Here is a 14,968-nt window from a genome sequence, read left to right as displayed (position 1 = left end):
TTCGTGTTCTCTTAGACATAAAAATTCCTCCTGGTATGTTTTCTTCTAGTCTACACACCTTAATTTTTCTGTCTAGTTAATTGTAGCCTATCCACCCCAAAAAGATAAGTATCTGAAGCTTTTTTCTTTTTATGACTTGGAAATAGTAGCATAAAATAATATTTTTTACAAAGAATAAGTACAATCTAGTTTTTTGCTATTAAATGTGTAATAATAAATATGCTATCACAACAAAGAATGAAACCCATTATTGTCCAGTCTATGTCCATTCTTTTTGTTTGCAGGAGTTGTGGTGGCTTCTCATTATTCTTAGCTCAGTTGATCACAACATAACCGAACGGTTGTAGGTTCGAGACAGTCCTACAGGGTACATAAAAATGCATTTAAGGAGATAGAGAAATGGCTATTACTGTGAACATTTATTATAGTGGCGTAAAAGGGAATGCAAAAAAATTTGCGAAAGAAATGGTTTCAACTGGAATAGTAGAAGATATACGTGCAGAAAAAGGTAATATTAAATATGAATACTTTTTTCCAATGGATGATGAGGACACTGTTCTTCTGATTGATAGTTGGACAGACCAAGACGCACTGGATAAACATCACGAATCTTCAATGATGTCTCAGATTGCAGAACTTAGAGAAAAATATGATTTGCATATGAAAGTGGAAAGATATATGGCAGATATAGATAATAGTTTTACAAAAGATTCTGCGTTTATAAGAAAGTAGAGAGCTTATTTTATTAGATAGGATTTCCTGTAGATTGAGAAGATTACTTGTGTTAATATTCGTAAGGAAACTTACAAATAAAAGCTTATTCTTCAGCCACCTTCGGGTGGTTATTTTTAAGTATTTAGAGGCAAAAAAGGGGCAGAAATTGACTGATATTAAGTTAATTAGCGATATATGAATGACATACAAAAATATAAAATTCATTTAAACTGTTTATATATCAATGCTTTTGTTATTCTTTTATATATCTGTTATATGTCAAAAAAACATATTCAATTTCAATTTGTATTTGAATAAAGAGGTTGTGAAAAAGCTGTCCTGCATCAAGTAATAAGAACAGCCAATCAAAAACAGCTTCTCATGTTTTTGATTTGGTTGGACTTATTACCGCAGATATAAGCTTTTGAGCACCGTGAATAAAAAGGTTATGAAATCAACGCTCTAACCTGAGTATTAGAGAAAAAAACGCAAAACATATCATTTATGTTTTGCGTTTTTTATTTATCTTTTTTTCTCAATACAATATAAAATAGGCGGCTGGTTCTTTTGGTTGATAAACCGATAATTCAGCACATTATATGTTTCCTGTGGCAGTTTGGAACAAAAAGAATCAACCATATCCAGTTCTTTTTCTCCACCTTCATGACCATAGTAGACGACAAGGATCAATCGTCCGCGAGGCACAAGTCGTTTCAATATTTCTTCCATAGCTGTGCGTGTAGTCTCTGGCATAGTGATGATTGCTTTATCACTTTTTGGGAGATACCCTAGATTGAAAATCCCTGCTTTGAGATTTTGTTGTTCAGCTATCACTTCTCCTAACGTTTCGTGGCCTTGTAGAAACAATGAGACACGTTCTTCTAACTGACGCTGTTCTAGCCTTTCACGAGTAGCATCGATTGCTTGTTGCTGGATATCAAAACTATAGACATGACCAGTTTTTCCGATGTGTTCTGCTAGAAAAACCGTATCGTGGCCATTGCCCATCGTTGCATCTACGACGTGATCCCCTGGTTGCAAGATTTCTTGCAGTAATGTATGGCTGAAATGCAAAGCAGTTTGCAACATCAGACGCTCACCTTTTTCCGTACATCATATTTTCCTTGGAAGCTATCTCTGCGAAGAAGTTCTTCATCAATTGCATTCAAGACTTCCCATTTTTTCAAGCTCCACATTGGTCCAATCAAGGAATCCCACGGCGCATCCCCTGTCAAACGATGGATGATGATCTCTTTTGGTATCATTTCCAGCTGGTCGCAAATGACATTGACATAGTCAGGACGGCTCATTAATTGAAGGCGACCTTCATGATAGTCCCGCAACATTCTCGTTTTGCGCATCAGATGCATCAAATGGAGCTTGATTCCTTGGATATCTGAATCTAAAATGGTGCGTCTGACATTTTCTTTCATCATTTCTAAACTTTCGCCTGGTAATCCGTTGATCAAATGCGTACAAACACGGATATTATGTTTGCGTAATTTAGCCACGCCATCTAAATAAGTTTGATAATCATGTGCTCGGTTGATCAGTTTTGAAGTTTCTTCAAAAGTTGTTTGCAATCCAAGTTCTACCCATAAATACATCCGCTCGTTCAGTTCAGCAAGGTAATCAACTACTTCATCTGGCAGACAATCCGGTCGTGTACCGACTGATAATCCTACGACACCTGGTAAATTGACTACTTGCTCAAATCGTTCTTTGATTATTTCAACTGGCGCATGGGTGTTTGTAAAATTTTGGAAATAAACGATGTATTGTTGGACATGAGGCCATTTTTGATGCATCATGTCGATTTCTTTCTGGAATTGGATTGGAAGAGGGTCTTCAGGTGCAACGATCATGTCTCCCGAACCAGATACACTGCAAAAAGTACAACCGCCATGGGCAACAGTCCCATCTCGATTCGGACAGTCAAATCCTCCATCGATCGGCACCTTGAAAATTTTCCCGCCAAACTCATTTCGTAAAGCGTAATTCCAAGAATGATATCTTTTATTTCCTTCTGAATAAGGAAAAGTCATTAAAAGTCCTTCTTTCTGTAAGAGTTATCTATTTGTTTTCTTTTTTCTCTATACACTGGATAAGTCAGGCACAGCCAAGAAAGACTGAGTAAGTAGCCGCCGATGATATCAGTAGGAAAATGAACGCCCAGATAAATGCGGCTTATCCCGACACTTACTATAATAAACACCATCAGCAATTGAAGCAATGTGCGTAAGGTTCTTTTTTGAACAAAAGCTGGAAGCAGAAATAGTAAAGAACCGTAAAGAATCATACTGCCTGCTGCATGTCCACTAGGGAAACTGTAACTTGTTTCAACTACTAAGTGCGCCAATGAAGGACGCTCTCGCATGAAAAATAGTTTGATCACCGGGTTGATGATTCCAGCAATTACAATAAATCCAGAAACGAACCAAAATGTTTCTGCCCTTTTTTTCTTATACCACATCCATAAAGCCGCACAAGCAAATAAAATGATGACGGTAAGAGGATTACCGAATTTAGTCATAAAGAGTTGGTAGCTGTTCAGATCAGGATAAGAAGCTCTGACAATGCCTGTAAACCACTGATCGAAACCAGAAAGCCACGACAGATGGAACTTTACGATCCAGCCCAAAATGAAAAACAGGACAAGAAAGAAGCTACCAGCCACCTGAAATGATGTTTTATATTTCATACAATTCCTCCTTTGAAGCAATGACTTATTATAGCATTTTTGGTCCAGCGAAAAAAACGGTAAAGAGATAAAACCAATGTATGATTCCTCTTTGAATAACCAATATTCTTATAAAAAAAATAACTGTAATCGGAAAGACATTTTTTGGTAATGCAAATGAAATGTTAGGGAAATAAAATCAGTGTTTTTCGAAATCCTTTTAAACAAGAACGTAGACGTAGGAAGAACTTGAAAATGAACAGAAGTTGTTCATTACGTTAAATTACAATATGATTACAAAAAACAACAAAGCTCTTAAATAACTTTTAATAAATATTAAGAGAAGTTATAATTATTAATAATAGATAAATTGAAGTTGGAGGATAGAAGATGGAAAACATTGCAAGAAAAGAACGGAGACGTTTAGAACAGACCAAACGTTTTCGAAAAGCAAAACGAGGGGCAGCAATCGTGGGAACTGCGATGGTAGGCTGTTCTGTCGCTGCCCCATTAGTACAGCCGGTTCCTATTCAAGCGGATGAAACACCTGTTCAGTTCGGCGCAAGAATCAATACAGCGGCATTTATCACAGAAATTGCTACTTATGCTCAACCAATCGCTCAAGCCAACGATCTATATGCATCAGTGATGATCGCACAAGCAGTTGTAGAAAGCGGTTGGGGCAGTAGTGTGTTATCTCAAGCACCTTATTATAATCTTTTTGGGATAAAAGGCAGCTATCAAGGACAAACCGTCTACATGGATACGCTTGAATTTTTAAATAATCAATGGGTAAATAAAAAGGAGCCTTTCCGACAATATCCTTCTTTTGCTGAATCTTTCAATGACAATGCCTATGTACTTAGAAATACTTCATTTGGCAACGGTTATTACTATGCCGGTACTTGGAAGAGCAACACGAAATCCTATACAGATGCGACAGCTTGTTTGACAGGGCGTTATGCGACTGATCCTGGTTACGCAGGCAAATTAAATAATATCATCGCAACTTACGGATTGACCCAATATGATACACCAGCTAGCGGAAACGCAGGCGGTGGAGCGACTACAGGTGGCAATAATACTGGAAGTACAGGTAGTACTGGCGGTTCAAGCAATTCTGGTAATACAAACTCAGGTTCAGCAACTTCGACCACTTATACTGTCCAATCTGGTGATTCTGTTTGGGGAATCTCAAATAAATTCGGTATCACAATGGATCAATTGATCCAATGGAACAACATCCAAAACAATTTCATTTATCCAGGACAAAAACTGACAATCAAAGGTAGCCAGGAAAATGGCTCTTCGACGAATAATTCCGGTAACAATACCAATTCTTCAGGAAATGCTGGTACATCAAACGGAGGACAAACAACTGGTGCGAAATACACTGTTCAATCTGGTGATTCTGTTTGGAAGATCTCAAATGATCACGGAATTACGATGGCTCAATTGATTGAATGGAACAATATCAAGAACAATTTCGTTTATCCAGGACAACAGCTAATCGTATCAAATGGCGGTTCTTCTAATGCTGGAGCAAATACTGGCTCAAATACTGGGAATACAAGTGGCTCTAGTTCGTCCAGCTCAAGTTCTTCTAATACAGCTTCAGGAACGAAATATACAGTTAAAGCCGGAGACTCTGTTTGGAGCGTCTCAAATAAATACGGAATTACGATGGCTCAACTAATCCAATGGAACAATATCCAAAATAACTTTATCTACCCAGGACAACAACTGACTGTTTCAAACAGTGGATCAACAAACAGCACGTCAGGTAATACAGGTTCGTCAACCAATACAAATAACAGCAGTTCAGTTAATACTGGCAGCAGTTCGTCTCAAGGCACTTATACCGTGAAAGCAGGTGAATCTGTTTGGAGCGTGGCAAATAAAAACGGCATCACGATGGATCAGTTAATCGAATGGAATAATATCAAAAACAACTTCATTTATCCAGGACAGCAATTGATCGTTAAAGGTGGAACTTCGGCAAATACAAATACAGGTTCAACTACTTCTGCAGCGAAACCAAATACACCGAATACGTCTGCTACGACAAGTACATCATCCACTGGTAATACGATGTATACCGTGAAAGCGGGCGAGTCAGTTTGGAGCGTAGCGAACAAACATCATATCACGATGGATCAGTTAATCGAATGGAATAATATCAAAAACAACTTCATTTATCCAGGACAGCAATTGATCGTTAAAGGTGGAACTTCGGCAAATACAAATACAGGTTCAACTACTTCTGCAGCGAAACCAAATACACCGAATACGTCTGCTACGACAAGTACATCATCCACTGGTAATACGATGTATACCGTGAAAGCGGGCGAGTCAGTTTGGAGCGTAGCGAACAAACATCATATCACGATGGATCAGTTAATCGAATGGAATAATATCAAAAATAATTTCATCTATCCAGGACAGCAAGTGATTGTGAAGAAAGGTTCATCTCAATCAACAAACCAACAATCAGTTACTGGTTCGAAAACCTATACTGTGAAATCTGGAGAATCTGTTTGGAGTGTTGCTGACAGTCATGGAATTACAATGGCTCAACTAATCGAATGGAACAATATTAAGAACAACTTTATTTATCCAGGTCAAACGTTGATTGTAGCTAAATAAAATAGCTGTTCGAAGAAATAACGATTGAATTCCACAAAAATATTTGTTACTATAAGGCTACTTAAATATGACAACACTTGAAAAGGAAGTAGTAAAAAGACTGAAGTTTCAGAGAGCGCATGGCTGGTGAGAATGTGCACGGATGCTTTTGAACTCGCCTTTGAGTTGCCCTTGCTGAATACCCGAGTAAGCAAGCGGCGGTGACGGCCGTTACAACGTTCGAGGCCTTTTCACTAAGGTAAAATTAGGTGGTACCGCGTAGATTACGTCCTATAAAAAGAGCAATCTTTTTATAGGATTTTTTTATTTCTTTTGTGAAGTTTGAGAAAACAAAGCAAAAGGAAATAAAAATAAACAGATTCTGCCGGTTTTTTCGTTATATTTATAATAGAAACAAGTGTTTTCAATAGAACAGGAGGACAGCAAATGAGTTACAATCATAAAGAAATTGAGAAAAAATGGCAAAAATACTGGGCAAAAACGAATACTTTCAACACCCATGATGATCCTGAAAAGCCAAAATTTTACGCACTGGATATGTTTCCCTATCCATCTGGTCAAGGGCTACATGTAGGGCATCCTGAAGGTTATACGGCAACGGATATCCTTTCACGTGTGAAAAGAAGTCAAGGATACAACGTACTGCATCCAATGGGGTGGGATGCATTCGGTCTGCCTGCTGAACAATATGCGCTAGATACAGGAAACGATCCGGCTGAGTTTACCCAAAAAAATATCGAAACATTCCGACGCCAAATCAATTCTTTAGGATTTAGTTATGACTGGAATCGCGAAGTGAATACAACTGATCCGGAGTATTATAAATGGACACAATGGATCTTTACGAAGCTTTATGAAAAAGGTCTAGCTTATGAAGCAGAAGTAGCGGTAAACTGGGTACCTGAATTAGGAACAGTTATTTCAAATGAAGAAGTGATCGATGGGAAAAGTGAACGTGGTGGCTATGATGTAGTTAGAAAACCAATGCGCCAATGGATGCTGAAAATCACTGCTTATGCTGATCGCTTATTGGATGATCTAGAATTAGTTGATTGGCCAGAAAGCATTAAAGAAATGCAAAGAAATTGGATCGGTCGTTCAGTAGGAGCAAATATTGAATTTAAAGTGGCTGGTACGGATAAATCCTATACCGTATTTACGACACGACCAGATACTCTATTCGGTGCAACTTACTCGGTTCTTGCACCTGAACTAGATCTTGTTAGAGAAATTACGACCCCTGAACAAAAAGCTGCTGTAGAAGCTTATATCGAAGAGACAGCTAAAAAATCAGATCTAAAGAGAACAGATCTTGCAAAAGAAAAAACAGGAGTATTTACTGGTGCTTATGCAATCAATCCAGTTAATGGCAAAGAAATCCCAATCTGGATTGCCGATTATGTATTATCTTCATACGGCACAGGAGCCATCATGGCTGTTCCAGCACATGATGAACGTGACTTTGAATTCGCTCAAACTTTCGGACTAGAGATTCTTCCAGTTATCGAAGGTGGAGATGTTGAAAAAGCTGCTTACACAGAAGATGGTACGCATATCAACTCTGAATTTCTAGACGGCATGAACAAACAAGAAGCAATCGATAAAATGAATGAATGGCTAGAAGAAAATGGCGTAGGGAAAAAAGAAGTCAGCTATCGCTTACGTGACTGGCTATTCTCCCGTCAACGTTACTGGGGTGAACCAATCCCAATCATCCATTGGGAGGACGGAACAGTCACAGCTGTCCCAGAAGAAGAGCTACCATTACGGTTGCCTAAGACAAAAAACATCAAGCCAAGCGGTACTGGAGAATCTCCATTAGCAAATATCGAGGAGTGGGTCAATGTCGTTGATCCTGTAACAGGTAAAAAAGGCCGTCGCGAAACGAATACAATGCCACAATGGGCAGGGAGCTCATGGTATTACCTGCGTTATATCGACCCTCATAACAAAAAAGAACTAGCAGATTATGAAAAGTTGAAGCGTTGGCTACCAGTTGACATCTACATTGGTGGAGCAGAACATGCGGTACTTCATTTACTATATGCACGATTCTGGCATAAATTCTTATACGATATCGGTGTTGTTCCTACAAAAGAACCATTCCAAAAACTATACAATCAAGGAATGATCTTAGGCGAAAACAACGAAAAAATGTCAAAATCTCGTGGTAATGTAGTCAATCCTGATGATGTGGTCGAAACTTACGGTGCAGATACACTGCGCATGTACGAAATGTTCATGGGGCCATTAGATGCTTCGATTGCTTGGAGCGAAAATGGCTTAGAAGGAAGCCGTAAATTCTTGGATCGTGTATGGCGTTTGATCGTTGATGAGAACAATAAAATGCGTGACCGTATCACTACATTGAATGATGGCAAGCTTGATAAAGTGTATCATCAAACAGTGAAAAAAGTGACAGAAGACTATGAAAATCTTCATTTCAATACAGCAATCTCCCAATTGATGGTCTTTATCAATGAAGCCTATAAAGTGGACGCTCTGCCTTATGAATATATCGAAGGATTTGTTCAACTACTCGCACCGATTGCTCCTCACATGGGTGAAGAACTATGGGCAATCCTTGGAAATGATGGTGGTATTTCTTACGCACCATGGCCAACATACGATGAAGCAGCACTTGTTGAAGACGAAGTAGAAGTTGTTTTCCAAGTAAACGGTAAAGTTCGTGCGAAAAGCAATGTTCCCCGAGACTTAGGAAAAGATGAGCTAGAAAAAGCAGCATTAGCCAATGAAATAGTGCAAGAATATATTGAAGGCAAAACAGTCAGAAAAGTTATTGCGGTACCAAACAAGTTAGTCAATATCGTTGCTAATTAATTGGCTCTTTGTCAATAAGGACTGATGAGTTGTGCAAAATCAAATCTGGGCCAGAATGAACTTCATTCTGTCTCAGATTTTTTGTTATTTCAAATTGATTAATTGATTGATCAAAAAGGTTTTGATTTTCATGTTCTCAAACACGTTCAATGTCTTTTTCTTCTGAATGGTCTTGTAAGAGATCTCTGTAATCATCAAATTTTTGTCTATTAATCTTAGTATTTTTTGATGTATAAACTACCTGAAATTGAGAGTACATACCAAATTCATAAATTTTTTATTAGTGGGACTAGTGATTGTATGGATTTTGACGCATAATGAATGAAGTATGAGAAAAGGAGAGACAAATGGATCAAGAACTATTTATTATCGAAGTATTATCAGCTAAACAAAAAATTATCGAGAAAGCGAAAAAAAGAGCGAAAAGAATAATGTTCAAGCTTTTAAGCTTAGTATTTTTCTCTGGTTTGCTTTTTTTCGGAGCTGTATCGTTCCTATATCGCCATATGAGTGCAGTAGTCCGTTCAGCTGAAGGGATGCAAAAATTAAATAATTTGTATCACTTTTCGTGGGGAGTTGGCGGAATAACAATTGTTGTGCTTATTGTTTTTCTTCTACTTATTTGGCTCCGTTACCATCAATTGTCGCGTCATTTCGATCAATGGCTTAGTCAAAGAGCACAACAGTTTTTACATAATAAACCAACTTCTCAAGATGATGACTATCTTTATTTTGAGAAGACTTCGACGAGTCAAGCTTTTCGGATACAAAAAAGTGATTGCCAGTTATTGCTGAGATCACTTGATGATTTACCTGTCTACTTAGGCGAAAGCAAATCAAAATTCGGAATGAACACATTCCATATTTTTTTACTAGAAAACGAACCCAGATGGGAAAAAAGCCAGTCTTCGCCTGGTGGATACCTGACAACTAAGATGAGTACATTAGTCACTGGTTTTTTCCTCATTCTTTTAGCTGGAACAATCTATTATGGGAGATACACTCAGCCAAAAATGTCTTCTCATATAAATGCTGCTTCTCACATGACAATGAACTCAACTAACGATACGCATATACAAAAGACAAATGAAGGGTTGTTAGCTGATCCTAAGCAAAAGGTAAATTTGACAACACAAAAGATAAATGATCTCAAACTTGATACAGAGACGCACTCTCTCTATATGACAACAGATAGTGGTGCTAATTGGGTATTTGTGCCGATTGATTCGCAATGGTTGCGTTTTGGCGAATACACCCTGACAACGGGGCTGATTCCTGAAGGTTATTGGATGGACAACACATATGATATTTCCGCCGATTTCTCATGGTTTATCTATTCTTCTGGGGATGATGTACGTCTGCTGACTTCAAGAGATAATGGTAAAACATGGCAAACGTCTATTATCACCCAATCAGTTCAGCCGATACGTTATCGAAAAGCGGTATTTTATGGCAACGATGGTCTATTTATCTGTACATCAGCCAGTGGGATGTCTGCAGAAACTTTGTACATTTACACTACTATGGATGGCGGAATCACTTGGATAAAAAGTGGAAGTACAATGATCAATCAGCCAGTACAAAATGTCAGCTTCGTTACAACTTCTTTAGGTTTTGTTTCGACACGTGAAAGTTTGTTTTATACAAACAACGGAGGACGCTCATTCAAAGAATCAGTTCTGTCGATTCCGGAAAACTATCAGACAGGGGGGATAGATCTTTTTCAATCACCAAATGAAGTTACTCAAATAAGCGCGAATACGTTAGAGACAAAATTTTATTTGTTGAAAAAAGGACCAATCGATGCAGGGAAAATGTTTGCCTGCCTCTTCCGTTCAACTGATAACGGGGAAACATGGCAATTCGTTCAGCAACTATCGCAAGTAGAACAAGGAGATTAAAGAAGAGAGATTGTGAGCCTGACGTTCAGCACCGAGTCACAAGAAACAAATTCAAAAAACAGCTTCTCATATTTGTTGAATAGTGTAACTCGTGATTCGGAGTTGACAAGAGCAACAAGAAGCGATTTTGAAGTATAGCTTCTCGTATTTTACAAGATCGTGTCTTATTGCCGATAGGTTGTCTCTTGAACACCGTTTATTCGTAAAAAGGGATTGTGACAAGTCTTTTGTCACTACTTACCGAACGAAACTGAAGGAGCTATCCAAAAAGTATCATTAGTATTATTCTTTGTGTTTCTAGTGGCACCACTAGTACATTTAAAAAAGCTATCGATCATGGACTAATCATACATGATCGATAGCTTTTTAGATAATGTTTGTTACGCTATCTGAAATTGACTATTATAAAGACTGGCATAAAGCGTTGGTGATTGGAGTAGTTCAGAATGTGCTCCTTTTTCGACGATATCGCCATTCTTCATTACAAGGATCATGTCTGCATTTTCAATCGTTGACAAACGGTGTGCAATCACAAAACTTGTCCTATCTTTTGTCACAGCTTCCATTGCTTGCTGAATCAATGCTTCTGTTCGTGTATCTACGCTAGAAGTTGCTTCATCTAAAATAACGACAGGAGGATTCGCTAGAATGACTCGAGCAATTGTCAATAATTGTTGCTGTCCTTGAGATAACGTACCGTTTTCGCTAGAAATGATCGTATCATATCCGTCTGGCAGTGTTCGAATAAAGTGATCACATTGTGCGATTTCAGCCGCTTCGATAATTTGTTCTCTTGTGGCATCCATTTTCCCGTAGGCGATATTATCAGCTACCGTTCCTTCAAACAGCCAGGTATTTTGTAAAACCATCCCAAAAGAACGACGTAGTTCTCCACGTGAAAGCTTGGTAATATCAAGACCGTCGAATTCGATCTTTCCTTTATTCAGTTCATAAAAACGCATCAGCAGATTGACTAAAGTCGTTTTTCCTGCACCAGTTGGACCAACGATCGCTACCGTTTGTTTTGGCTTTACTGAAAAATCGACTTGATTCATCAATATTTTATCTGATGTGTAACCAAACTGTACATTTTTGAAAGCTATTTTTCCTTTCGGTTGTTCTAAAAGTCTTGCATCTGGAAGGTCTGGAATTTCATCTGTTTCATCTAATATCTCAAATATCCTATCGATTGCTGCCATTGCGGATTGGATCGAGTTGATCACATAAGAAGCGGTAGAAATTGGTTCAGAAATCTGATTGATGTACTGAAGATAAGCTTGTAAGAAGCCGATCGTCACACCACCTGATAGAACAAGCATAGCACCGAATACCGCACTTATGATGAAGGCGAGTTGATTAATGAAACGAATGGCCGGATAGATAGCAAAGTTCATAAATTGAGCACGTTTGAAAGCGTTGTATTGCTTTTTATTTACTTCGTGTATAGCAGCTTCTGCATGAGCTTGCTGATTGAATGTTTTGACCACTAGATTACCAGCTAAGATTTCTTCCATTCGATTATTTAAAACACCCAGTTCATACTGATTCTGTTCAGAAATCTGTTTGTTTTTGTTCGCAATCTTAGTTGTAACAATTGAACTGCCAACGATCAGCAATAAGACGAGCAAAGTAAGCTTGCTTTCGATATAAAACAGCATCAGACCGGCAGCAGCTATTGTTACGACAGAAGCAAAAAATTGATTGATACCTGTCAATAACACTTAAGAAAGTTGATTGAGACCGGTAGTTGTCCGACTAATGATGTCACCTACTTGATGATTGTCAAAAAACGACATCGGTAATGTTTTGAATTTTTTTGTGATTTCTTTTCGCACCCTCAATGTGATCTTTTCGCTTAACGCTGCCATTGTCCGTTCCTGAATAAATGAAGTGATGCTGCTTAAGACTGAACAGCCGATCAGCAATAAGACAGGGAACAACAATGCTTGTTTGATATCACTGAAAGAAAGCTGTCCAATACCTGTTTTTCTTATTTCTGATAAGAGATCATCGATCCCGATTCCCATGATCAAGGGCATGGCTACGACTAATAGGTTCCCGAATAAACTGCATAGAAACAATCCGTAAAAATATTTATGTTCAGGTTTGATCATTTTCCAAAAACGTATCAAAGCACGCGTGTTCAACGTTTTTTTCTTTTCCATCGTATCCCTTCTTTCTATATTCCTTGTGATTTTGCAAACTCCTGATAAGTTTGGCAATTAGACAGTAGTTCTTCATGAGTACCTTGTCCAACGATTTTTCCTTCATCTAAAACAATGATGTTATCTGCTTGTTGGATCGTACTGAGGCGTTGAGCAACAATCACGAGAGTTTTCTCCGACATGTGTTTATGAAGGGCTGCTCTTAATGCTGCATCTGTTTTATAGTCTAAAGCGGAGAAACTATCATCGAATACATAGATCTCTGCTGGTTTGATCAACGCTCGAGCAATACATATCCGCTGTTTCTGGCCCCCTGAATAATTAGAACCGCCTTGAGCAACAAAGCTGTCCAATCCGTCAGGAAGGGTGTCCACTAGTTCTTCTAATTGAGCGATCTTGATCGCTTTAGACAACTCTTCTGTTGAGGCATATTCATTTCCCATCTGCAAGTTGCTTAAAATTGTCCCGCTGAATAAGAAAGCCTTCTGAGGGACATAACTGATGTGGGAGCGGATCTGTTCTTGAGTCATTTGAGTAAGAGGAATACCACCAAGGGTTACTTTTCCTATCGTAGGGTCACTAAGTCTCAAGAGAAGTTTCGCCAAGCTACTTTTTCCAGATCCGGTCCCGCCAACGATCGCTGTTGTTTTTCCTTTAGGTATTGTGAAATCAATATCTTCTAGAACTGGATCAGAGGTTTCAGTATATTTAAATGTGACATGTTCAAAAGCAGCTGCATTTGTCTGATCAAAGGTTGGTTTAGCCACTGTTTTGATCGTCTCTTCCTCAATTTCGATCTCTGCTTGCAGTATTTCTTCTATCCGTCGTAATGAGGCAAACGATTTAGGGATAATGACCAATACCATAGCTGCGATCATCAAGTAAGCAAGTGTCAGCATAGAGTATTCGACTACAGCAGTCACGACACCGATTTGTAATGCTCCTTCTGCTACAAGATTTCCGCCAAACCACAAAATAGAAGCATAAACGATTCCCATGAGCAAAAAAGCAATTGGAGTGACCCAAGCAAATATTCGGTTCACTTTGATCATTTGATTAGCATAGTCAGCAAAGCTCTTATTCGTTCGCTTTTCTTCATATGATTGATTATCAAAGGCACGGATCATATTAATCCCAGTAAAGAAGATCGATGACCAAAGCGGGGAAGTCCTGCAAGGAGCTGTTTTTGAGTTACAGAACCGAGAAGGAGAAACACTACAAACCGGTTTAACTACAGGAGCAGATGGAAAACTGGCGATTGACGGCTTAGCACCAGGAGTGTATCAGCTGGTAGAAACCCAAGCGCCAACGGGGTATGAATTGGATGCGACACCGATCGAGTTTGAGATCGAAAGAAGTCAGACAGCGGTGGTAGAATTGACGAAAGAAAACCGACTTACACCAGGCGGTGTCGTGTTGACAAAGATCGATGACCAAAGCGGGGAAGTATTACAAGGAGCTGTTTTTGAGTTACAAGATGCCAATGGAACCGTTCTGCAGTCAGGTTTAACCACAGGAGCAGATGGAAAACTGGCGATTGACGGCTTAGCACCAGGAGCATATCAGCTGGTAGAAACTCAAGCGCCAACGGGGTATGAATTGGATGCGACACCAGTAACTTTCAAGATCGAAAAAGAACAAGAAGCGGCGATCTTTTTAACAAAAGAGAATAGAAAAGTTGCTGATAGCTCAGATATAAGAGGAAACAATCCAACAAGCAGTGGAAATAAGCATCTTCCAAAAACTGGAGAAACCACCATTAGCCAGTTTATATTGTCAATATTGGGTGTGCTACTTGTTTTCATCAGTATAAAATTTAGAAAGAAACGAAATATATGAGCTAAAATAAAAAATTGAATAAGCATAGTTTTTAAAATCAACTAGTACCCATCAATTGAATGGAAACTACCGATTTTAGAAGGGGCATACAAACAAATATTAGTATCGGAGTAGAGAAGGTTGAACCCAACCAGTAAATAAGTAAAGACAATTTTGTGCTGCGTTGAGAAGTGAAAAATAAA

The 14,968-nt window shown here is 38.6% G+C and carries 7 protein-coding genes, 3 pseudogenes and 1 other annotated feature; of the genes and pseudogenes, 5 read left to right on the top strand and 5 right to left on the bottom strand.

All coding sequences use genetic code 11. From position 1 onward, the window contains the following. Nucleotides 1-399 precede the first annotated feature (399 nt). Nucleotides 400-732: a putative quinol monooxygenase gene (locus DIZ30_RS07250; protein ID WP_086325069.1), complete on the top strand. Its 333-nt coding sequence runs from the start codon at nt 400-402 to the stop codon at nt 730-732. Nucleotides 733-1,236: 504 nt separating this feature from the next. Here the strand turns inward: DIZ30_RS07250 and DIZ30_RS07245 are convergent. From DIZ30_RS07245 to DIZ30_RS07235, 3 genes are read right to left on the bottom strand one after another with little or no spacing between them, the layout of a single operon-like run. After that, nucleotides 1,237-1,803, bottom strand: coding sequence for a class I SAM-dependent methyltransferase (locus DIZ30_RS07245; RefSeq protein WP_002285906.1), 567 nt, complete (start codon nt 1,801-1,803; stop codon nt 1,237-1,239). Beyond that, on the bottom strand, nt 1,803-2,759 hold the full coding sequence (locus tag DIZ30_RS07240; protein ID WP_002285909.1) for a TIGR01212 family radical SAM protein: 957 nt from the start codon (nt 2,757-2,759) through the stop codon (nt 1,803-1,805). Before DIZ30_RS07240 ends, DIZ30_RS07245 begins: the two co-directional genes overlap by 1 nt. Further along, entirely contained in the window at nt 2,759-3,415 is a 657-nt protein-coding gene (locus tag DIZ30_RS07235) for a phosphatase PAP2 family protein (protein ID WP_002297384.1), read from the bottom strand. The genes DIZ30_RS07240 and DIZ30_RS07235 overlap by 1 nt, the downstream gene beginning before the upstream one ends. A 369-nt stretch (nt 3,416-3,784) precedes the next feature. Between DIZ30_RS07235 and DIZ30_RS07230 the strand changes: the two genes are divergently transcribed. The 3 genes from DIZ30_RS07230 (at nt 3,785) to DIZ30_RS07220 (ending at nt 10,782) form a co-directional block, all read left to right on the top strand. Then, a complete protein-coding gene (locus DIZ30_RS07230; RefSeq protein WP_109023164.1) occupies nt 3,785-6,040 on the top strand; it encodes a LysM peptidoglycan-binding domain-containing protein in 2,256 nt (751 codons plus the stop codon). A gap of 69 nt (nt 6,041-6,109) precedes the next feature. Further along, nucleotides 6,110-6,316, top strand: a binding site (T-box leader). A 150-nt stretch (nt 6,317-6,466) separates the two neighbouring features. Beyond that, a complete protein-coding gene (leuS, locus tag DIZ30_RS07225; RefSeq protein WP_002285916.1) occupies nt 6,467-8,881 on the top strand; it encodes a leucine--tRNA ligase in 2,415 nt (804 codons plus the stop codon). Nucleotides 8,882-9,228: 347 nt separating this feature from the next. Next, nucleotides 9,229-10,782 carry a glycosyl hydrolase gene (locus DIZ30_RS07220; RefSeq protein WP_002324598.1) on the top strand — a complete coding sequence of 518 codons (1,554 nt, stop codon included), beginning with the start codon at nt 9,229-9,231 and terminating at the stop codon, nt 10,780-10,782. A 380-nt stretch (nt 10,783-11,162) separates the two neighbouring features. Here the strand turns inward: DIZ30_RS07220 and DIZ30_RS07210 are convergent. Together DIZ30_RS07210 and DIZ30_RS07205 are read right to left on the bottom strand one after the other, a co-directional pair. Then, nucleotides 11,163-12,947: pseudogene (locus DIZ30_RS07210) on the bottom strand (ABC transporter ATP-binding protein). A 14-nt stretch (nt 12,948-12,961) separates the two neighbouring features. Beyond that, nucleotides 12,962-14,092: pseudogene (locus DIZ30_RS07205) on the bottom strand (ABC transporter ATP-binding protein); the annotation flags it as partial. 13 nt (nt 14,093-14,105) lie between these two features. Between DIZ30_RS07205 and DIZ30_RS07200 the strand changes: the two are divergent. Further along, nucleotides 14,106-14,786: pseudogene (locus DIZ30_RS07200) on the top strand (SpaA isopeptide-forming pilin-related protein); the annotation flags it as partial. Nucleotides 14,787-14,968: the final 182 nt, after the last annotated feature.

Source organism: Enterococcus sp. H57 (genome assembly GCF_003112495.1).
Classification (GTDB): domain Bacteria; phylum Bacillota; class Bacilli; order Lactobacillales; family Enterococcaceae; genus Enterococcus_B; species Enterococcus_B faecium.
This window is presented reverse-complemented; position numbering and strand designations above follow the sequence as displayed.

What these genes read in the sequence shown, in the direction of transcription:
- DIZ30_RS07250 (WP_086325069.1), top strand. Translation starts at nt 400, where the DNA reads ATGGCTATTACTGTGAACATTTATTATAGTGGCGTAAAAGGGAATGCA.
- DIZ30_RS07245 (WP_002285906.1), bottom strand. Translation starts at nt 1,803, where the DNA reads ATGTTGCAAACTGCTTTGCATTTCAGCCATACATTACTGCAAGAAATC.
- DIZ30_RS07240 (WP_002285909.1), bottom strand. Translation starts at nt 2,759, where the DNA reads ATGACTTTTCCTTATTCAGAAGGAAATAAAAGATATCATTCTTGGAAT.
- DIZ30_RS07235 (WP_002297384.1), bottom strand. Translation starts at nt 3,415, where the DNA reads ATGAAATATAAAACATCATTTCAGGTGGCTGGTAGCTTCTTTCTTGTC.
- DIZ30_RS07230 (WP_109023164.1), top strand. Translation starts at nt 3,785, where the DNA reads ATGGAAAACATTGCAAGAAAAGAACGGAGACGTTTAGAACAGACCAAA.
- leuS (WP_002285916.1), top strand. Translation starts at nt 6,467, where the DNA reads ATGAGTTACAATCATAAAGAAATTGAGAAAAAATGGCAAAAATACTGG.
- DIZ30_RS07220 (WP_002324598.1), top strand. Translation starts at nt 9,229, where the DNA reads ATGGATCAAGAACTATTTATTATCGAAGTATTATCAGCTAAACAAAAA.